We start from the raw sequence: 18,461 nt of genomic DNA on the forward strand, positions 1-18,461 counted from the left end.
AATAAGTTTCCATATTTGAGAAAGCATAAACTCTGGGACAATCATTTTTGGTCGAGAGGTTACTGCGAGGACACCGTAGGTGTCAATGCAGAGAAAATATGTGAAATTGAATTAGAAGATAAACAATCAAGGTTATCGGATATGTAAAAATTCGGTTTCTAATAATTCGAATTTTAATTGCCCCTTCTTGGGGGCTGAAACAAAGCCACCTTCTATGAAGGTGGATTTTTACTTAAGCCCACTTAAAGTTTCCAAAATCATCTCCAACATAAACTCAATAAAGCCGGTAGAATCATTTTGGCTGTCTGCGAGTGAAAGCATTTGATAATAACGTTGTTGATTTTCGTAAACCATTGTTTCAATCGGCAACCACGCAAAAATCGGATTCCATTTGGTTAAAACAACATTTTGCCAAAGTCTGCCAATTCTACCGTTTCCATCGCTAAACGGATGGATCATTTCAATTTCATAGTGAATAACCGAGCTTTTGATAAGAGCTGGCGTATCATCTTGTTTTGCCCAAATAAAAAGCTCACGCACTAAATTCTCTACAAATTGTGGGCGAGCGCCCATATGGATTAGCTGCCCATTTGAATTATAGATTCCTACATCTTTTGAGCGAAATTCACCTGCTTCATTAACTAAATTTGCTGTTAAAAATTGATGAGCCTTGAGAAAATCTTTGATCGAATAAGGATCGTAATTCATCATTTCATCGTAGGCATCATAGGCATTTTGAACTTCCCTAATATCTTTGGGGTGTCCGAGTACTCGTTTTCCCTCAATAATATCAGTAACCTGCTCAAGTGTTAATGAATTGGCTTCAATCGCTAATGAGGCTTGAATGGATCTCAAGCGGTTATTCTTTCTCAGGTGCAAGTTACGCTCAAAATCCAATTGTAGCGTTCCCAATTTATGAGAAATTTCTACAACCAGATTCAGCATTTTAGTGGTAACTGTAAAAGGTGGTTTATAAGCCATTTTGCAATAATCCTAAAAAATTAAACCGCTTGTCATCGTTACTCCACCTTCGGCTTATCACCGTTTTCCACACAACCTTTGCCGATAGTGACTTTTTTCGCATTTAAGGTTGGGAGATCGTACATTGTCTCGAGCAGTAAGTTTTCCACAATGGAGCGTAAACCACGTGCACCCGTTTTACGGGCAATGGCTTTGCCTGCAATGGCGATTAATGCTTCTTTAGTAAAGTGCAATTCAACGCCCTCCATTTGGAATAAGGCTTGATATTGCTTGATGATCGCATTTTTCGGTTCGGTTAAAATTTGAATTAAGGCTTCTTCGTCTAACTCTTGTAGTGGCGTCACTACAGGTAAACGACCGATCAATTCAGGAATTAAGCCGAATTTCACCAAATCTTCTGGTTCAACTTGTTTGAATAATTCCGTTAAATCTTGGCGTTCTTTATCTTTTTTCAATGCCGCACCGAAGCCAATTCCGCCTTGGGTATTGGTGCGAGATTCCACAATTTTATCTAAGCCTGCAAAGGCACCACCACAAATAAATAAGATTTTTGACGTATCAACTGGAATAGTTTCGCCTTTGGGGTGTTTGCGTCCGCCTTGTGGGTTGATGTTTGCCACCGTGCCTTCAAGCAGTTTTAATAAGGCTTGTTGAACGCCTTCGCCTGAAACATCTCGGGTAATTGAAGCACTTTCCGATTTGCGGGTGATTTTGTCTATTTCATCAATAAAAACGATGCCTCGCTCAGCTTGTTCTGCTTCAAAATCGCATTTCATTAACAGTTTTTGGATAACGTTTTCTACATCTTCGCCTACATAACCAGCTTGGGTGAGTGTGGTTGCATCAGCCACCGCAAATGGCACATTTAAACGGCGAGCAAGCGTTTCTGCGAGCAGGGTTTTACCGCTTCCTGTTGGTCCGATGAGTAAAATGTTACTTTTACCTAACTCTACGCCATTTGTGATTTCATGGTTTGATAAGGCACTTCTTAAGCGTTTGTAATGATTGTAAACCGCCACAGAAAGGACTTTTTTAGCGTGTTCTTGCCCAATGACATAATCATCTAAATGTTGATGTAATTCGTGTGGCGTTGGTACATTGGTAAAAAAGTTCGCATCATCTTCTTGGTTTTCCTCAATTAAAGATGCTTCTTCACCACGTAATAATGCGTAAGATTCCTCAACACATTCATTACAAATATGGCTTTCTGTGCCTTCAACTAACTGATCGACTTCCGTGCGTTTTTTGCCGCAAAAACTGCAATGGGGTTCTTTTTCAAATGCCATTATGCCACCTCGCTGCGAGAGGTTAATACTTTGTCGATTAAGCCATATTCAGCGGCTTCTTCAGCAGACATAAAATTATCACGTTCAGTATCCGCTAACACTTTTTCATAATCTTGCCCGCTGTGTTCTGCCATACGGCGGGTAAGCGTTGCTTTTAAGCGTAAAATTTCTTCTGCTTGGATTTGAATATCGGTTGCTTGCCCTCTAGCACCGCCTAAAGGTTGATGAATCATTATACGAGCGTGTGGAAGAGCAAAACGTTTACCTTTTGTTCCAGCAGAGAGTAAAAACGCTCCCATTGAGGCAGCCTGTCCTGTACAAAGCGTTGCTACATCGGGCTTGATAAAGTTCATTGTGTCGTAAATCGCAAGCCCTGCTGTTACCACACCACCTGGTGAGTTAATATATAAATAAATATCTTTTTCTGGATCTTCTGCTTCTAAAAAGAGCAACTGAGCCACAATTAAATTCGCCATCTGGTCTTCAACTTGACCGTTTAAAAAAATAATACGCTCTTTCAATAAACGTGAATAAATGTCGTAAGAACGTTCACCTTTTGAGGTTTGTTCTACCACCATTGGGACTAATGCCATTATTATTTCCTCTATCGTAATACGAAAAACACCCTATTCTAACAAATTTTCAGAAAATCATTAACAACAAGCGGTCAGATTGTTAAAATCTTTTGCAAATTTATTGAGGATACTATGACATTATCAGACATTTATCAAAAATTTGAACATTGCAAATCGTGGGAAGAAAGATACCGCTTGTTAATTCAACTCAGCCGTGAGCTTCCCAAACCAAGCGAAGCAGAACTCGCTGCGTTGCCCGAAATTGAAGGCTGTGAAAGCCGATTATGGTTTGAATTTCAGCTTGAACCAAGAAAGGTGATCGCCTACAGCGATGCCAGACTAATGCAGGGGATTTTGATGATTGTGCAAACTGCGTTAATGGAAAAGTCGATGGATGAATTGAAAAGTTTCGATTTAAAAGCGATGTTCGATGAATTGAAAATTTCCCCTAATTTGACCAGTACGAGATTGAATGGTTTGGGTAGATTGCAAACATTAATCACGGCGTGATAGACAAGAAAAAACCTCTGATTTCTCAGAGGTTTAAATTTAGTGGCGGAACGGACGGGACTCGAACCCGCGACCCCCTGCGTGACAGGCAGGTATTCTAACCAGCTGAACTACCGCTCCGTACTGGTGCGTGAATGATAGTGCTTTCGCTTAAATTAAGCAAATATTTTTTGGCAAAAAATAATCAAATGATTGCAAAATAAACACTTAAGCGTTGGTTGCTTTTACAAAAAGCAGGGGAGGGCGGTGCTGCAAATCTTTAAATTCATTGTGCCATTCAGGTTTTTCTGTAAGCATTGGCTCTTCAATTTGCTCAATACGAAATCCACATTGAATCAGATTATTCAAAATGGTTGCCATTGTACGGTGGTAGGTTTTAAATGATTGTTGAAACCAGCTGCGATCTCGCTCACCTTCGTCTCGATAATAATTTAACCGATATGCAACTTGTTGTTTTGCTTCATTTTTCTCCCAACGGTAGCCCTCTTTGTAGCAAGTCACAATCGGATGTTCTTGTGAGAAAACCAGTGTGCTACAAGCGGTCATTTTTGCCGAAATTTTTGCAAGTAAGTCGGGAAAGTTCTCAATATAGTGGAACGCAAAGGAGCTTGTTATGACATCAAAATCGCTTTCTGCGATCTCATTTAAACGCTCCATCGGCAAGCAGTAGAGCGAAAAATCTTGCCCTTTTTTCCAACGAGCGGAAAGATCCGTTTCTGCTTGTTGCAGCATTAATGCTGAAAGATCCAACCCGACCACTTTTTTCGCCCCTAGTTCTAAATAGCGAGTCAAATGCACGCCAGTGCCGCAGCCGAGATCCAGCACTTTTTTGCCTGTTAAATCAGGTAAGAGTGAAAACATAATAGGCTTTTCCACTACTTCATTTATGCTAATTGGATTTTGGCGGAGTTGTTGGTATCGCTCGAAAAAAATCGGGGTGTCGTAAATGCTTTTTTTTATTAGTATTCCTAACTTTGCAACCATATTTTTAACTCGGGTAACGTTAATAAACGGCGTTGGTAAGCCAGAGATTTTTCGCTGAAATAGCGATGCAAGCTGTAGGTTTCAATGCGTAATGCGATGGGCAGGAAAAAGGCATCAACAGCGGTGAACTGCTCGCTGGCTAAAAAGTTGCTTGCAAAACGGTTCAATCCCTCTTGCCATAAGTCATTAAGACGAGCAAGTTCGTGGACTAATTCGTCAGGAATATCAGCTAACGTGATGCGATCAAGCGGTCGAAAATCACAAATTTCTCGTAATACGTGAAAGCCAGAGTGCATTTCCGCACACGCACTTCGGCTCCACGCTCGTGCAGTCTTATCTTCTGCCCAAACTTGTGGGTAGCTTTCTGCCACATATTCGGTAATGGCTAAACTGTCCCAAATGGTATGGTCGTTATCCACCAAAACAGGGATTTTTGCGGTGGGAGAAAACTGCTGAAATTGTTGACGTTGTGCGTTTAAATTAGATTGGTAGCGGACGATTTTTGGCTCAAACGGAATATTCAGTGTTTTGAGCAAAATCCAAACTCTGAGCGACCACGATGATTTCGGCGGATTAAAGTAGAGTTGTAGCATAGGTTTCCTTAATGGTGACTAAGCGTTATATTGAGACAATTTCACCAACGTTTCAAACGCTTTTTCGCTAGCGAGTGTTTCTTTTACTTTTTGTACGTTGGCTTTTAAATCGTTTTCGCCGAATGTCTTCATAAGTAAAGCAACATTTACGGCTACCGCATCAATTTGGGCTGGTTCGCCTTTGCCTTGTAAGATAGCGGTCACTTTTTTCGCATTTTCTGCAGGTTCACCCCCTTTCAGTGCGTCTAAAGCGTGGCGTTTAATACCAAAATCTTCGGGGGTTAATGTGTAGTATTCAATCTGCCCATTTTGGATTTCAGCAACCTGCGTGTTGCCGTGAACTGCAACTTCATCCAATCCTGCTCCGTGTACTACAATAGTATGAGTGTAGTTTAAGGCTTTGGCCGCTTCAGCATAGATTTCGATTAACTCGGGAGAATAAACCCCAAGTAGTTGGCGTTTTGCATAAGCCGGGTTTACTAAAGGCCCGAGAATATTGAATAGGGTACGCGTTTTTAACGCTTGGCGAACTGGAGCGGCATATTTAAAACCGCCGTGGTAGGTAGGGGCGAATAAAAAACAGATATTGGTTTCATCAAGGGCAAGGCGAGCAGTTTCTGGTGAAATGCCAATATGAATACCTAAATGGCTTAATACATCGCTGGAGCCCGTTTTACTGGATACGCTACGGTTGCCGTGTTTAGCCATTTTATAGCCCATTGTGGCGGCAACAATCGCACTTGTGGTTGAAATATTGATAGTGTTATGTCCATCGCCACCTGTGCCGACAATATCTGCAAATGGATAATTGGGCGTTGGGAAAGGGGCTGCATTTTTAAGGGCTGCTTTGGCTGCCCCTACAATTTCTGCAACGGTTTCACCGCGTAATTTTAAGGCAATTAACGCACCAGCAAGTTGTTCGTTAGACACATTACCTTTAATCACTTGATTAAAAAAAGTATTAGATTCCGTTTCAGTTAAGGCTTGGTTGGAGAATAATTTATCTAAAAGTGCTTGCATACGGTATTCCTTTTTAACTTGTTTATTTTCTGGCAATGTGCTTGATATTCCAGAGCGGCTTGTCTTAGTCTAAGTAAGACTCAGCAGTTTTCGGGTTATTTTTTAATAGCCATTCAACGGATTGTTTTAATAATTTTGTGCCTTGTACGGTTAAAATAGATTCAGGGTGGAACTGAAAGCCACAAATTGGTAATGTTTTATGACGAATTGCCATAACAATATGTTCAAATTTCGCATTAACGACAAACTCATCAGGTAATTCATCTCCCATTAATGAGTGGTAACGTGCTACGGACATTGGGGTGTGGATGCCTGCAAACATCGCTTGATTATCGTGTTCAATGCGAGATACTTTGCCGTGTAGAACCGTTCCTGTATGTATTACTTTTCCGCCAAAGGCTTCGATCAATGCTTGATGCCCTAAACAGATACCAATCATCGGTACTTTGTCTTTCAGATGGCGAATAATTTCTAGCATATTCCCTGCTTCAGCAGGGGTACCTGGACCAGGAGAAAGTGCCACCAAACAGTTTGGGGTATTTTGTGCTTTGGCTAAGAAATCCTCAAGTGGATAGTTGTTACGGAAAATAGTTACTTGATGACCCAACTCACGGAATTGATCGACCAAGTTATAAGTAAAAGAGTCGAAATTATCAATAAAAAGAATATTTGCCATAGTTTATCCTTACGCTTTTGTATTCGTTTTTGTATTTACTTGCCCAATCGCTTTTAACACTGCTCGTGCTTTATGGCGTGTTTCGTCTGCTTCTGCTTGTGGGGCGGAATCTAATACTTCGCCACAGCCAGCTTGTACATAAGCAATACGATTTTGAACAAAAGCAGAGCGGATCACAATACAGGTGTCTAAATTGCCCTCTGAGGTTAAATAACCTACTGCACCGCCGTAGCTATGACGTTTTTGCTGCTCTACTTGATAAATTAGCTGCATCGCTTTAATTTTAGGTGCACCAGTTAAAGTACCCATATTCATACAGGCTTGATAAGCGTGAAGTGCGTCTAAATCGTGACGAAGGGTACCGATTACACGTGAAACCAGGTGCATAATTTGCGAATAGCGGTCAATTTGCATTAAATCGACCACTCGGCGACTGCCCGATTCACTGACTCGCGCTACATCATTTCGAGCAAGATCGACTAACATTAAATGCTCGGCGAGCTCTTTTTGGTCTAAGCGAAGTTCAAGTTCTAAGCGAGAATCTAATTCAGGATCGATATTGCCTTGTTCATCAAAACCACGAGGGCGAGAGCCGGCGATGGGGTAGATCTCTAATTGGCGGTTGTTTTGCGAATATTTCAACGCACTTTCTGGCGAAGCACCAAACAGAGTGAAATTTTCCCCTTGCATATAGAACATATAAGGGCTTGGATTATTTATTTTAAGCTGTTTATAGCTAGCAAGTGTGTTTGGGCAAGGCAAACTAAAGCGACGAGATGGCACAATTTGAAATACATCACCGATGTTAATATGATGCTTGAGCTTGCGGATAATCGCTTTAAATTCCTCATCTTCAATATGAGTGGTGGACGCATCGCTTGCTTCTTCGATGTCTAATGAAAGTTCAGCTTCTGAAATAGTTGCAATTTTTTGGGAAAATTCGACCGCTTGTTGATGGAGATTAGCTTGTTCGTTCGGTTCAAAACAGAAGGTATTTAATACAGCTTTTTGCGTTTGGTGATCGATTGTGACGAGCTGTTCGGCTAAATAGAAACTGTAGTCAGGGCAGCTTAGCCCATCATCTTGTAAGTGGATATTATCCATCGGGATAAAATTTGCCACTAAATCGTAACTAAATAACCCTCCTAAATAGATTGGCGATGAGGCGTTTGCAAACAGTCGGCTTACGGTACGTAAGCCATCGAAAACGGTGGTGGTTTTGAGTTTACTGTCTTCGTCTAAATGGTTACTGATAGTGGGAAAGACTGCTTGCAAGCGGTTATTTTTTTCTAACATTTTACAAGTGGGCGCTGGCGAGAGTTGGTTTAATGCTTTTTCAATCAATGGTAATACCGACTCACCGTTTTTGGTTAATGCCTGAAAGGTAACATATTGATCTTCACAAAAAATATGCACAGCGGATTTAGCAAACAACAGGCTTTTTAAACTGTTTTTACTCTGAATTTCAGCGGAGTCTAGTAATAATGTATGTGGGCGATCTTCACATAAGGCATAATAAATGCAGGTTGTATCTGAAAAATAAGGGAGCTCTTTTTGAGTAATAGTTAAGTAAGACATTGATAATTCCTATAGAAAATCTATTTGCACTATTAAACTAGTACAAAAAAGATAAGTCAAGCAATTATTATAGATATTTATAGAGCTTCAAGCATATTGGTGTATAATTAGCCCAATTTTTTATAAAGCTTTTTGTAAAGCAAAGACTTGGAGACTATGACGCAATTTTTTTATATTCACCCTGATAATCCGCAGCAACGCTTAATTAATCAAGCGGTGGATATTATTAAAAATGGTGGTGTAATTGTTTACCCAACTGATTCAGGTTACGCCTTAGGTTGTGCAATCGGGGATAAGCACGCGATGGATAGAATTGTAGCTATTCGTAAATTGCCAGAAAATCATAATTTTACTTTAGTTTGTAGTGATTTATCTGAGCTTTCTATCTATGCGTTAGTGAATAACCAAGCCTATCGTCTCATTAAAAATAATACACCAAATCCCTACACATTTATTTTGCCAGCAACCAAAGAGCTGCCACGCCGACTGCTCACAAAACGTAAAACAGTGGGGATTCGTGTGCCAAATAATGCGATTGCATTAGCCTTAATTGCAACATTAGGCGAGCCGATTCTTTCTTGCTCATTAATGTTACCTGATACTGAAATAACCGAGTCTGACCCTGATGATATTCGTGAACAATTAGAACATCGTGTTGATTTAATTATTCACGGTGGCTACTTAGGGCAGCAACCTACAACCGTGATTGACTTAACAGATAATTCACCCGCAGTAATTCGAGAAGGCTCGGGCGATCCGACGCCTTTTAATTAATCATTTCGCCCCCTCTAAAAAGGGAGAGCAATAAAAATTCAGACGCTTGTGAAAGCGACAAAAGGAACTTTATGACAACTTTTCAAAAGAAACCAACCAACACATTCCGAACAGAGAAAAATGCGGATACTCGCTCTTTTTTTAAAAAAGGTGAACCAAAATCAAATAATAACGCTGAACGTAAATTTGGAAAAAAAACAGATCAGCTACAAGGAAAGCCGCAACGCTCAAACGCTCATCTCTTAAACTCTAGAATTGCAAAAAAAGTCGTAAAAACGACCGCTAGCGATGCTAGCCTTCAAGAGAAAAAAGCGAAGGTAATGGGTGAAAAACTGCAAAAAGTATTAGCACGAGCAGGTCAAGGGTCTCGCCGTGAATTGGAAGAAATCATTGCAAATGGACGTGTGAGTGTGGACGGAAAAATGGCAACATTAGGCGATCGTGTGCAGGTAAATTCATCTACTAAAATTCGTATTGATGGGCATTTAATTAACTTGCAGCCAGCTCAAAAAGAAATTTGCCGAGTGTTGATGTATTACAAACCAGAGGGTGAGTTATGTACACGCTCAGATCCAGAAGGTCGAGCAACGGTATTCGACCGCTTACCTCGCTTAACCGGTGCACGTTGGATTGCGGTAGGGCGTTTAGATATTAACACCTCAGGCTTATTACTTTTTACGACAGATGGTGAGTTAGCAAACCGTTTAATGCACCCAAGCCGTGAGGTGGAGCGTGAATATTCTGTGCGTGTATTTGGCAATATTGATGATGCAATGTTACAACGGTTACGCAAAGGTGTTCAGTTAGAAGATGGTCCAGCAAACTTTAAACAAATAAAAACCGTTGGTGGTACAGGGTTAAACCAATGGTTTGATGTGACTTTAACCGAAGGGCGTAATCGAGAGGTTCGCCGTTTATGGGAATCACAAGGTGTGGAAGTAAGTCGCCTAATACGTATTCGCTACGGTAATATCAAATTAGATAAAGGTTTACCACGTGGTGGTTGGGAAGAAATGGGGCTTGAGCAAGTGAACTATTTGCGTGAATTAGTCGGATTGCCTGCTGAAACGGAAACGAAAGTTGATGTCACTGCAAATCGTCGTCGTACTAATATTAGGCAAATTCGTAAGGCTGTTAAGCAACATCAGAAATATCGTAGTTAATTGATGAGAAAATAGAGAGCTGATTATAGTTGTGTAATCAGCTCTTTTTGTATTTTTAAGTTAAATTTAGAGACAAACACAGAGCCTTAATTTATTATTGCTACCCGAATTATAGTTAAAATTGGAGTAAAAAATGTCTTTGGATATACTGGCAACACTCGCAGTAACATTTATTGCGGTGTTTTTATTTGCAACCGAAAAAATTCGTATGGATGCAGTTGCCATTTTAGTATTATCTTCTTTGGTTCTATTAGGACAAGTTGATGCGAAATCAGCGTTAAGTGGATTTTCAAATTCCGCAACAGTGACTGTTACTGCAATGTTTGTGTTGGCGGCTGGCTTACAAAACAGCGGAGCACTAGATAGCATAGGTAGTTTTCTGTCAAAGGTTAAAACGCCTTGGGTCTTTATTTTAGTTTTATGCGGGGTGAATGCAGCTATTTCTCCTTTTGTAAATAATACCGCGGTAGTTGCAGTATTAATTCCGATTGTGATTGCTGCGACTCAAAATATTAATTTAGCCCCTTCCAAAGCATTAATCCCTTTATCGTTTGCCTCTCAAATGGCAGGTGTTTGTACTCTTATTGGAACATCAACTAACTTATTAGTAAACTCTATTGCACAGAGTCAAGGGCATTCTGGCTTCGGTATGTTTGAGTTTGCTCCTTTAGGTATTATTTTCTTCCTAGTGGGTGTCGTTTATTTACTATTTACGAGCCGTTTCTTACTACCTGAATCTCATTTACAGCTTGAAGAAGGTGTAGGATTTGGCAAATATGTATCTGAATTAAGGGTCAATAAAAATTCACCATTAATTGGTAAAAGTTTAGCAGAATTAGGCTTAACAGAAGAATTTAGCTTATTTGCTGTTGGATTGTTGCGTAATGGTACACGCCTCTCTACTCCGAGCCATCAAGTGCTACAAAAACACGATATCTTATTGCTGCGTGGAGAGTCCGATGATTTAGCGAGAGTGCGTGAAAAATATAGCTTACATCATGTTGTTTATGGTCGCCGTGATATTCCTGAAGAAGAGTTTGATGATTTAATGATGGTAGAAGTGATGATTTCGCCAACTTCACGTTGGGCAGGTGGAACAATTCCAATTTTACAGCAACGTTGGAATAAAGATGCTACTGTATTAGGTTTACAGCGTCGCAGCCGAGTTGTTAGAGAGCGTTTACGTGGCATTAGTCTTAAAATGGGTGATATTTTGTTATTAACCTTACCTAAAGAAGATATGGAGGATTTACGTAAAGATAAAGATTTTATTGTACTCTCTTCTGGTGAGTTTAAAGCTGAAGAATCTTTGCGTGCTAAATTTGCCTTGTGGGTGATGATGGGTGTCGTTGCTACAGCTGCATTAGGTATTGTTCCTATTGCTATAAGTGCTTTAGTTGGTGCAGTTATAATGTGTTTATCTGGCTGTTTAACGGCAGATGAAGCTTACCAATCAATTGATTGGAAAATTATTTTAGTGATTGCTGGTTTACTGCCTTTAGGTGAGGCAATGGCAAATAGTGGTGCGGCACAATTTATTGTAGATAATACACTTGGCAAAGTAGGGCATTTTGGTCCATTAGCGGTGCTTGCCGTACTTTACTTAATGACGTCTATATTAACAGAATTTATGAGCAACGCTGGAACCGCTGTATTACTGACACCTATTGCTATCTCAACGGCTCAAATGTTAGGCGTTGATGCATCGCCATTTATTATTGCTGTAATGTTCGCAGCAGCAACGAGCTTTATGACTCCAGTAGGCTATCAAACCAATACAATGGTTTATGGTGCAGGGGGCTATAAATTTACGGATTTCATTAAGATTGGATTACCGTTAAATATTATATTCTGGATTTTAGGGATTATTTTCATCCCAGTCTTCTTCCCATTTAACCCCTAAGTAAAAATAAATCGGCTAATCAATGATTTCCCCAAAAAATTAGCCGATTTATTATTTCAATGAGATTAATGGCCACTTAATACTTTCGCTGGTTCTAATTTCGTGGCTCGCTGAGCAGGATAAAGACTAGCCAAAAGACTTAAGATAATAGTGGCGACTAATACATAGCCCACATCTTGCCAATGTAACTCGCTTGGTAAGAAATCAACAAAATAAACCCCGTCTGAAAGTAGTTTTATTCCCAGAAAGCCTTCAATAACTTTAATAATAGCGGTCAAATTTAGTGATAAAATGACGCCTAAAGCAATTCCAAATAATGCTCCTTTCATACCTGAAAGCAAACCATACCATAAGAATATACGGCGAATAAAGCGATTGTTTGCCCCTAATGTTCGTAAAATAGCGATATCGCTTTGTTTATCTTTTACCGCCATAATCAATGTGGAAATAATATTAAAACAAGCTACGCTAATGACAAGTACCATTGCGATATACATTACAGTACGAACTAATTGAATATCGTTATACATATAGCCAAATTTTTCGATCCAAGTATTCAAATAAAGTGGCTGCGGATAACCATTAAGCTGTGGCATAGCAAGGCTTTGCACAGCAAATGGATTGCTCAAATTTATTTCGATACCTGAAATTTGATTCGGTGGGTACCCCATCAACTCTTGGGCTTTATTTAAAGGAATTAAGGCATAACTATGATCTAATTGCCCATCTAAGCGTAGCATACCTGTTATAGGCATATTAAAACGCAATGGCTGATTTAGTTTCCCATCTTTTGTTGATTGGGGAATAAGCAGGCTAACCTCATCGCCTACGGTGACGCCTAAAGCTTTTGCAATACCTGCCCCTAGAATTAACCCATCGTCATTCGCTTTAAATTGTTCTCTGAAAGCTCGCCATTGTTCTAATGGAATAAATTGGCTGAGTTTACTGACCCTATCTTGCTTATACGGATCAACCCCACGCACTTGTGCGATTTTTAACTGTGAGCCGTTTTCAATTAAGGCGGTAAAGCTGACAAAAGGGGAGCTAGCGGTCACATTTTCCGATTTTTTTACCAATGCCTCTAGTTTTTGGCTATCGGCAATTGGCTGAACTTGATTGTCCCGAAACGAAATCAATTCTGCGTGAGGTACAACTGAAAGTACTCGGTTGTTTAGTTCTCGCTCAAAACCGTTCATTGCACTTAGACCAATAATTAACACCGTCACTCCCAGTGCAATGCCAATGCTTGAAAACAGCGAAATCAATGAAACCAGTCTATTTTTTTGCTTTCCCCGTTGATAACGCCAGCTAATAAAAAAGGGCGTATTCATAGGCTTTCCTCGCTTAACACCCCATCTCGCATCACAAGATTGCGTGAGAGTTTATTTGCAAGGTTCAAATCGTGTGTAACCAATAAAAATGCAATATTTTGCTCTTGGTTAAGTTGTTGAATCAGCTCAAAAATACTTTCTGTGGTTTTTTGATCTAAATTGCCTGTAGGCTCATCAGCAAGTACTAAGGCGGGATTATTGACTAACGCACGAGCTATTGCCACTCGTTGGCGTTCTCCCCCTGATAATGCAGAAGGGCGATGTGCGATTCGATGAGCTAATCCGACCGCTTGTAACATTTTTTCAGCTCGATGTGCCGCCTCCGTTCTGTTTTGTTTACCGATTAACATCGGCATCATTACATTTTCGAGAGCGGAAAAATCTGCCATTAAGTGATGAAATTGATAAATAAAGCCTAGGTTTTGGTTACGAAGTAACGCCAATTTATCAGCGCTCAACTGCTGTAATGATTGCCCTCGTATCCAAACTTCGCCACTGCTTGGCTGATCTAGCCCGCCAAGTGTGTGTAATAAGGTACTTTTGCCAGAACCTGAGCTACCAATAATGGCTATTAATTCACCTTCGTTCATTGAAAATGAAACATTATTTAGCACTTGAACTTTCTGTTCGCCTTCATCATAAAATTTGCTGATATTTTCACAGCGAAGTAATTCTGTCATTTTATTTCCGTTTATTTATTCGTATCTTAATGCTTGTGCAGGCTCAATTTTTGAAGCGCTATAGGCGGGGTAAATTGTGCAAAGCAATGAAAGTAAAATTGAAACACCTACAATCATCGCAATTTGTGTGCTTGAAATCAGGGTTGGTAAATGGATTTCAGGGTTGAATAGAAAAATAATCTGATCTAAGTTAGAAACTACTGATACGCCCAATAAACCACCCATAATCGAACCAATAACCCCAATAATTACCCCTTGAAACATAAAAATCTGCATAACTTGTTTTTTAGTTAAACCTTGGGTTTGTAAAATGGCAATTTCGCCTTGTTTGTCCACCACCATTAAGCTTAAGGAAGTGACAATATTTGAAATAGCCACCACAATAATCAGGCTAATCAATAAGCTCATCATATTTTTTTCCATTTTTACCGCTTGGAAAAATTCACCTTTTTGCTCACGCCAATCACTGATCTGGTAGCGTTCTTCATCGAAATAGCGACTAAGTTCAGTGACTTGGAAAGGATCTTGCAGGTATAAACGTATGCCTTGTACCTGATCTTCTGTAATTCTCAATAACCGCCCAACATCGGCTAAATTTGCAAATAGGGTAAATTCACTGGCCTCTTGATTAGAATGATAAATGCCTGAAATCTCAAATAAACGCTGCACAGGCACACGCCCCATTGGCGTATATTGGCTATTTTCTGTGATCATTAAACGCAATTTATCGCCTTCGTTTACGTTCAGTTTATCAGCTAGTCGAGAACCCACTAATACTTTAAATTTGCCAGCAGGCAAAAGCTGAGAAATATTTTTGTCTGCCAATAAAGGATTATCGGTAGTATGTTCAACACCAATGAGTTGTCCCGTATTAATTCCCCCAGTACTTTGAATAACCACATTTGTACTGTTGATTAGTACGCTCTGAGTAACAAATTCAGGTAATGTCAGTTTTTCTGCTTTGGAAAAATGTCCTTCCTGAGGGGTAATAATGGCGTGGGGTAAGGCGGAAAGCAGGTTGTTTTTCTGCATATTTTCCAGCCCATTCATAATGGATAATACAATAACCAGTGCCATTACGCCAAGTACTATGCCAAGACTCGCGAGATGAGTCACTAATCGCCCAAAACGATCTGCACTTTTCGATCTAAAGTAACGGAAAGCAATAAAAAGAGGAGTTAAATTCATCTGTTTCTTCTAAAAATATATGTGATACAAGCGGTCTTTTTTTGAGAAAAATTTGCAAATCTCTGATAAAAAATGACCGCTTGTTATCCTATTTGTATTATTTACCTTAGCTAGCGAAACCTCTCCATATTTTGTGTAATCTGATTGATTAGCACCGTTAGAGCATCGCTCATTCAAATTAGGTTAAGAAACGTAGCACGGTATTTAATACGCAGAGAGTTATTTTGAAGTATCGATTTCTTCAAATCCCTTAACCAAATCATCAATCGCTTTCATTTGAGAAACAAATGCTTCTAATGTTGAAAGCGGTAATGCTGACGGGCCATCGCATTTTGCTGAATTTGGATCTGGGTGAGCTTCTAGGAAAAGCCCTGCTAAGCCAACAGCCATACCCGAGCGAGCAAGTTCAGTTACTTGGTCTCTACGACCGCCTGAAGCAGCCCCGAATGGATCTCGGCATTGTAAAGAGTGGGTAACATCAAAAATGACAGGGCAACCTTTGGAGGCTTTTTTCATAATCCCGAAACCTAGCATATCAACAACTAAGTTGTCGTAGCCAAAATTTGTACCACGATCACAAAGAATGACTTGATCGTTGCCACATTCAGCAATTTTCTCCACAATATTGCCCATTTGACCTGGACTTAAAAATTGAGGTTTTTTTACATTAATCACGGCACCTGTGCGAGCCATTGCCTCTACTAAATCTGTTTGGCGAGCTAAAAATGCAGGTAGCTGAATCACATCAACCACTTCCGCGACAGGTTTACATTGATAAATTTCGTGTACATCAGTAATAATATTCACACCAAAAGTCTGCTTTAGCTCTTGGAAGATTTTTAAGCCTTCTTCCATTCCTGGTCCACGATAGGAGTGGATCGAAGAACGATTCGCTTTATCGAATGATGCTTTAAATACATAAGGCACGTTGAGCTTATTCGTTACTTCAACATATTGTTCACATACTCTAAGTGCCATATCACGATTTTCTAGTACGTTCATACCACCAAATAGCGTAAATGGCTTGTTATTTGCCACTTCAATATTACCAATTTTTACGATTTTATCTGCCATAGATTTTTCCTTATTTGATAAATTCTAATCTGTCAAAAATGATTTTTTCAAACAATGTGTTATCCACATAAAGTGAAGAACGCTCCGATGCTCTAATCATCTCTTGCTGAGTTACATTTTGAAAATGTAAGCGATAGTTAAATTTTAATGCGAATTGAATAATAAACTCTCGTTGAGTTCGCCCATTGCCCTCTCTGAAAGCATGCAAAATATTGATTTCACCGAGATAATAAGCTAATTTCTTTGCAAAAGTTGCTTTATCATAATGTTCAAAATCATCTAATTCGTCATCAGATGTTGCCCCAAGTTTATTACGCAAAACACCGTTTTTATCAGTGTAACGGTCGAATTCCGCATATTTCATATATGCTCCGCTTCAACTCATCAAAACTCATTTCATATCAATGCACCACACTCTCTTGGCTTTTTTGCTCTAAGCCTTTTACTTCCATTTTTAAAATTTCGGTAGAAGGATCTTCTGGGCATTGGTCAATGAAATAATTAATATCTTCTAATGCGGCTTGGTAGCAATCCATACTGGCTAATACCATTCCACGATCGCGAATTTCATATGGATCTTCAGGACTACAGGCAAGGCGGTATTCAATTAATCGCAAGGTTTCTTCATATTTTCCCTCACGAGTGAGTGCCATTTTAAACACCGTTTCAACCCGCTCAAGCAGTTCTTGTGCTTCTGCTCGTCTTAATAGATCTGGGGTTACTTCTACGCCAAAGCCCATTTCGCCTTCAAGCCATTTGTTAAGCATTTCAATGCTGATAAACTCACCATTCCACGGATTAATAAAACGCACTTTAGTTGCTCGGTTTGGTTGTTTAATTTCTGCTCTTATCACTAATTGAGTTGGAAAATTTACTGGATAAAGCGGTAAATCTAATACAGACGCTAAATAAAGTACCACCGCCCCTAATGAAACTGGCATTCCACGACGCTTTTTGAGCACCTGATTGAGCAATAAATTTTCTGTGTGGAAATAATCCTCATAGTAGCAATGAAAGCCCCACTCTTTATAGACCAAATTGAGCAGCTGATTAATCCGCTCTTCGTCCCCTTCGCCATTTACGTTGTAGCGCGCTTTTTTCGTTAATGCGGACATCTGTCCAAATATTCGCTGCTCGTTTACATTATCATCAATAAGCTTCGTTAGCCGTAAGATTTCACGATAGAGATATTTTTGTAATTCTATATCGCTTATCGTGATTTTGGGCTCTGCCAACTCTTTCAATAATTCTTCAATAATATCGTCCATTTACTGCCTTTATTTTAGGATTGCTTGGGTTACTCTATCATTACCGCCGTAATCTTGAGCGGTTTCAATCGCTTCCCACACATTCAAATCAAATAAATTTCTTACTTGCTCGCCCTGCTGCCAACCGTGTTCGAGCATTAACGCCCCTTGTGGTTTTAAGTAAAGCGGTGCATTTTTAATAATGTTTTGCAAATCGCTCAAACCATTATTATCGGCAACTAATGCGGTTAAAGGTTCAAAACGCACATCGCCCACCGTTAAATTTTCATCTTCCGCATCAATGTAGGGCGGGTTAGAGACAATCAAATCAAACCGTTGATTGGCAAGTGCAGAGAACCAATCGCTTTGCAAAAACTGCACATTGCTAAAGCCTAAATTTTCACGATTTTCTTCCGCCAATTTCACCGCTTCAGCTTGAAAATCCACCCCGATAATCTGGGCTTTTTCACCCAGTTCACTCGCTAACGCCAAAGCAATCGCCCCCGTTCCCGTGCCTAAATCTAAAATTTGCAAATTTTTCTGATTTTCTAACCGCTTGTAGGCAAAATCTAAAGCCAGCTCAACCAGACGTTCTGTATCAGGGCGAGGAATAAGGGTGGCGGTAGAAACCTTTAACGGCAAAGACCAAAACTCTCGTTGCCCCAAAATATACGCCATTGGCTCGCCTTTCACTCGGCGAGCCAATTTCTCCGCTAATTCCACTAATTCACTTTCTGAAAGCATTGTTTCCGAAAAGGCGAAAATCGCAGATTTCGAGCGTTTTGTGACCGCTTGCAGCAGTAAGTTTGCATCAAATTTCGCATTTAAAAACGGATCGCTTTCTGCATTTTTAAGAAGTTGCTGTTCGGCGAAAGAAAGCCATTGTTGGTAGTTCATT

19 protein-coding genes, 1 tRNA gene and 1 pseudogene are annotated in these 18,461 nt (G+C 39.9%); 5 read left to right on the forward strand and 16 right to left on the reverse strand.

Going from position 1 to position 18,461, the window contains the following annotated elements:
• Positions 1-6 precede the first annotated feature (6 nt).
• Positions 7-147: pseudogene (locus HV560_RS05245) on the forward strand (hypothetical protein); the annotation flags it as partial.
• 81 nt (positions 148-228) lie between these two features.
• Here HV560_RS05245 and HV560_RS05250 read toward each other — a convergent pair.
• Genes HV560_RS05250 through clpP form a run of 3 tightly spaced genes read right to left on the reverse strand, consistent with a single transcriptional unit; the run spans position 229 to position 2,860 of the window.
• On the reverse strand, positions 229-981 hold the full coding sequence (locus tag HV560_RS05250) for a Fic family protein (protein ID WP_176812313.1): 753 nt from the start codon (positions 979-981) through the stop codon (positions 229-231).
• A gap of 38 nt (positions 982-1,019) precedes the next feature.
• A complete protein-coding gene (gene clpX, locus HV560_RS05255; protein ID WP_176809704.1) occupies positions 1,020-2,267 on the reverse strand; it encodes an ATP-dependent protease ATP-binding subunit ClpX in 1,248 nt (415 codons plus the stop codon).
• Entirely contained in the window at positions 2,267-2,860 is a 594-nt protein-coding gene (clpP, locus tag HV560_RS05260) for an ATP-dependent Clp endopeptidase proteolytic subunit ClpP (protein WP_159629253.1), read from the reverse strand. The genes clpX and clpP overlap by 1 nt, the downstream gene beginning before the upstream one ends.
• Before the next feature lie 114 nt (positions 2,861-2,974).
• Between clpP and HV560_RS05265 the strand changes: the two genes are divergently transcribed.
• Positions 2,975-3,352 (forward strand): SufE family protein, encoded by a 378-nt coding sequence (locus HV560_RS05265; protein ID WP_176808021.1) that lies wholly within the window; start codon positions 2,975-2,977, stop codon positions 3,350-3,352.
• A 43-nt stretch (positions 3,353-3,395) separates the two neighbouring features.
• On the opposite strand, the gene HV560_RS05270 is transcribed toward HV560_RS05265, so the two are convergent.
• The 6 genes from HV560_RS05270 to trpE all read right to left on the reverse strand — a co-directional run bounded on the left by HV560_RS05270 (position 3,396) and on the right by trpE (position 8,203).
• Positions 3,396-3,472: transfer RNA gene (locus tag HV560_RS05270), tRNA-Asp, on the reverse strand.
• 87 nt (positions 3,473-3,559) lie between these two features.
• Positions 3,560-4,312 (reverse strand): class I SAM-dependent methyltransferase, encoded by a 753-nt coding sequence (locus tag HV560_RS05275; RefSeq protein WP_176812840.1) that lies wholly within the window; start codon positions 4,310-4,312, stop codon positions 3,560-3,562.
• 8 nt (positions 4,313-4,320) lie between these two features.
• Complete coding sequence (locus HV560_RS05280; RefSeq protein WP_176812314.1) at positions 4,321-4,929, reverse strand: glutathione S-transferase N-terminal domain-containing protein; 609 nt, start codon at positions 4,927-4,929, stop codon at positions 4,321-4,323.
• A gap of 18 nt (positions 4,930-4,947) precedes the next feature.
• Positions 4,948-5,949 carry an anthranilate phosphoribosyltransferase gene (trpD, locus tag HV560_RS05285; RefSeq protein WP_176809707.1) on the reverse strand — a complete coding sequence of 334 codons (1,002 nt, stop codon included), beginning with the start codon at positions 5,947-5,949 and terminating at the stop codon, positions 4,948-4,950.
• A 64-nt stretch (positions 5,950-6,013) separates the two neighbouring features.
• A complete protein-coding gene (locus tag HV560_RS05290; protein WP_159629258.1) occupies positions 6,014-6,625 on the reverse strand; it encodes an aminodeoxychorismate/anthranilate synthase component II in 612 nt (203 codons plus the stop codon).
• A 9-nt stretch (positions 6,626-6,634) separates the two neighbouring features.
• Positions 6,635-8,203, reverse strand: a complete 1,569-nt coding sequence (trpE, locus tag HV560_RS05295) for an anthranilate synthase component I (protein WP_176812315.1) — start codon at positions 8,201-8,203, stop codon at positions 6,635-6,637.
• Between the two features lie 156 nt (positions 8,204-8,359).
• On the opposite strand from trpE, the gene HV560_RS05300 reads away from it, so the two are divergent.
• The 3 genes from HV560_RS05300 (at position 8,360) to HV560_RS05310 (ending at position 12,043) form a co-directional block, all read left to right on the forward strand.
• Positions 8,360-8,977: an L-threonylcarbamoyladenylate synthase gene (locus HV560_RS05300; RefSeq protein ID WP_159629260.1), complete on the forward strand. Its 618-nt coding sequence runs from the start codon at positions 8,360-8,362 to the stop codon at positions 8,975-8,977.
• A gap of 71 nt (positions 8,978-9,048) precedes the next feature.
• Positions 9,049-10,140, forward strand: coding sequence for a 23S rRNA pseudouridine(2605) synthase RluB (gene rluB, locus HV560_RS05305; protein ID WP_176812316.1), 1,092 nt, complete (start codon positions 9,049-9,051; stop codon positions 10,138-10,140).
• Positions 10,141-10,273: 133 nt separating this feature from the next.
• Positions 10,274-12,043, forward strand: coding sequence for an SLC13 family permease (locus HV560_RS05310; RefSeq protein ID WP_176809710.1), 1,770 nt, complete (start codon positions 10,274-10,276; stop codon positions 12,041-12,043).
• 65 nt (positions 12,044-12,108) lie between these two features.
• On the opposite strand, the gene lolE is transcribed toward HV560_RS05310, so the two are convergent.
• The 7 genes from lolE to prmC all read right to left on the reverse strand — a co-directional run bounded on the left by lolE (position 12,109) and on the right by prmC (position 18,460).
• On the reverse strand, positions 12,109-13,374 hold the full coding sequence (gene lolE / locus HV560_RS05315) for a lipoprotein-releasing ABC transporter permease subunit LolE (RefSeq protein WP_176812317.1): 1,266 nt from the start codon (positions 13,372-13,374) through the stop codon (positions 12,109-12,111).
• On the reverse strand, positions 13,371-14,054 hold the full coding sequence (lolD, locus tag HV560_RS05320; protein ID WP_176812318.1) for a lipoprotein-releasing ABC transporter ATP-binding protein LolD: 684 nt from the start codon (positions 14,052-14,054) through the stop codon (positions 13,371-13,373). The genes lolE and lolD overlap by 4 nt, the downstream gene beginning before the upstream one ends.
• Before the next feature lie 15 nt (positions 14,055-14,069).
• The gene (locus HV560_RS05325; protein ID WP_176812319.1) at positions 14,070-15,242 is read right to left on the reverse strand and encodes a lipoprotein-releasing ABC transporter permease subunit; all 1,173 of its coding nucleotides are present in this window, start codon (positions 15,240-15,242) and stop codon (positions 14,070-14,072) included.
• Positions 15,243-15,461: 219 nt separating this feature from the next.
• Positions 15,462-16,316, reverse strand: coding sequence for a 3-deoxy-8-phosphooctulonate synthase (kdsA, locus tag HV560_RS05330; RefSeq protein ID WP_176812320.1), 855 nt, complete (start codon positions 16,314-16,316; stop codon positions 15,462-15,464).
• 10 nt (positions 16,317-16,326) lie between these two features.
• The gene (locus HV560_RS05335; protein WP_159629264.1) at positions 16,327-16,680 is read right to left on the reverse strand and encodes a Fic family protein; all 354 of its coding nucleotides are present in this window, start codon (positions 16,678-16,680) and stop codon (positions 16,327-16,329) included.
• A gap of 37 nt (positions 16,681-16,717) precedes the next feature.
• On the reverse strand, positions 16,718-17,584 hold the full coding sequence (locus HV560_RS05340; protein WP_176808032.1) for a SirB1 family protein: 867 nt from the start codon (positions 17,582-17,584) through the stop codon (positions 16,718-16,720).
• Positions 17,585-17,593: 9 nt separating this feature from the next.
• Positions 17,594-18,460 carry a peptide chain release factor N(5)-glutamine methyltransferase gene (gene prmC / locus HV560_RS05345; protein ID WP_176812321.1) on the reverse strand — a complete coding sequence of 289 codons (867 nt, stop codon included), beginning with the start codon at positions 18,458-18,460 and terminating at the stop codon, positions 17,594-17,596.
• Position 18,461: the final 1 nt, after the last annotated feature.

Source organism: Mannheimia pernigra (genome assembly GCF_013377995.1).
Taxonomy (GTDB): domain Bacteria; phylum Pseudomonadota; class Gammaproteobacteria; order Enterobacterales; family Pasteurellaceae; genus Mannheimia; species Mannheimia pernigra.

Excerpts from the sequence above, each read along its gene's own strand:
- HV560_RS05340 (WP_176808032.1), bottom strand. The coding sequence starts at position 17,584 with ATGGACGATATTATTGAAGAATTATTGAAAGAGTTGGCAGAGCCCAAA.
- rluB (WP_176812316.1), top strand. The coding sequence starts at position 9,049 with ATGACAACTTTTCAAAAGAAACCAACCAACACATTCCGAACAGAGAAA.
- HV560_RS05290 (WP_159629258.1), bottom strand. The coding sequence starts at position 6,625 with ATGGCAAATATTCTTTTTATTGATAATTTCGACTCTTTTACTTATAAC.
- clpP (WP_159629253.1), bottom strand. The coding sequence starts at position 2,860 with ATGGCATTAGTCCCAATGGTGGTAGAACAAACCTCAAAAGGTGAACGT.
- HV560_RS05310 (WP_176809710.1), top strand. The coding sequence starts at position 10,274 with ATGTCTTTGGATATACTGGCAACACTCGCAGTAACATTTATTGCGGTG.
- lolD (WP_176812318.1), bottom strand. The coding sequence starts at position 14,054 with ATGACAGAATTACTTCGCTGTGAAAATATCAGCAAATTTTATGATGAA.
- HV560_RS05325 (WP_176812319.1), bottom strand. The coding sequence starts at position 15,242 with ATGAATTTAACTCCTCTTTTTATTGCTTTCCGTTACTTTAGATCGAAA.
- HV560_RS05280 (WP_176812314.1), bottom strand. The coding sequence starts at position 4,929 with ATGCTACAACTCTACTTTAATCCGCCGAAATCATCGTGGTCGCTCAGA.
- prmC (WP_176812321.1), bottom strand. The coding sequence starts at position 18,460 with ATGAACTACCAACAATGGCTTTCTTTCGCCGAACAGCAACTTCTTAAA.
- kdsA (WP_176812320.1), bottom strand. The coding sequence starts at position 16,316 with ATGGCAGATAAAATCGTAAAAATTGGTAATATTGAAGTGGCAAATAAC.
- HV560_RS05250 (WP_176812313.1), bottom strand. The coding sequence starts at position 981 with ATGGCTTATAAACCACCTTTTACAGTTACCACTAAAATGCTGAATCTG.
- HV560_RS05300 (WP_159629260.1), top strand. The coding sequence starts at position 8,360 with ATGACGCAATTTTTTTATATTCACCCTGATAATCCGCAGCAACGCTTA.
- trpD (WP_176809707.1), bottom strand. The coding sequence starts at position 5,949 with ATGCAAGCACTTTTAGATAAATTATTCTCCAACCAAGCCTTAACTGAA.
- HV560_RS05265 (WP_176808021.1), top strand. The coding sequence starts at position 2,975 with ATGACATTATCAGACATTTATCAAAAATTTGAACATTGCAAATCGTGG.
- HV560_RS05335 (WP_159629264.1), bottom strand. The coding sequence starts at position 16,680 with ATGAAATATGCGGAATTCGACCGTTACACTGATAAAAACGGTGTTTTG.
- lolE (WP_176812317.1), bottom strand. The coding sequence starts at position 13,374 with ATGAATACGCCCTTTTTTATTAGCTGGCGTTATCAACGGGGAAAGCAA.
- clpX (WP_176809704.1), bottom strand. The coding sequence starts at position 2,267 with ATGGCATTTGAAAAAGAACCCCATTGCAGTTTTTGCGGCAAAAAACGC.
- trpE (WP_176812315.1), bottom strand. The coding sequence starts at position 8,203 with ATGTCTTACTTAACTATTACTCAAAAAGAGCTCCCTTATTTTTCAGAT.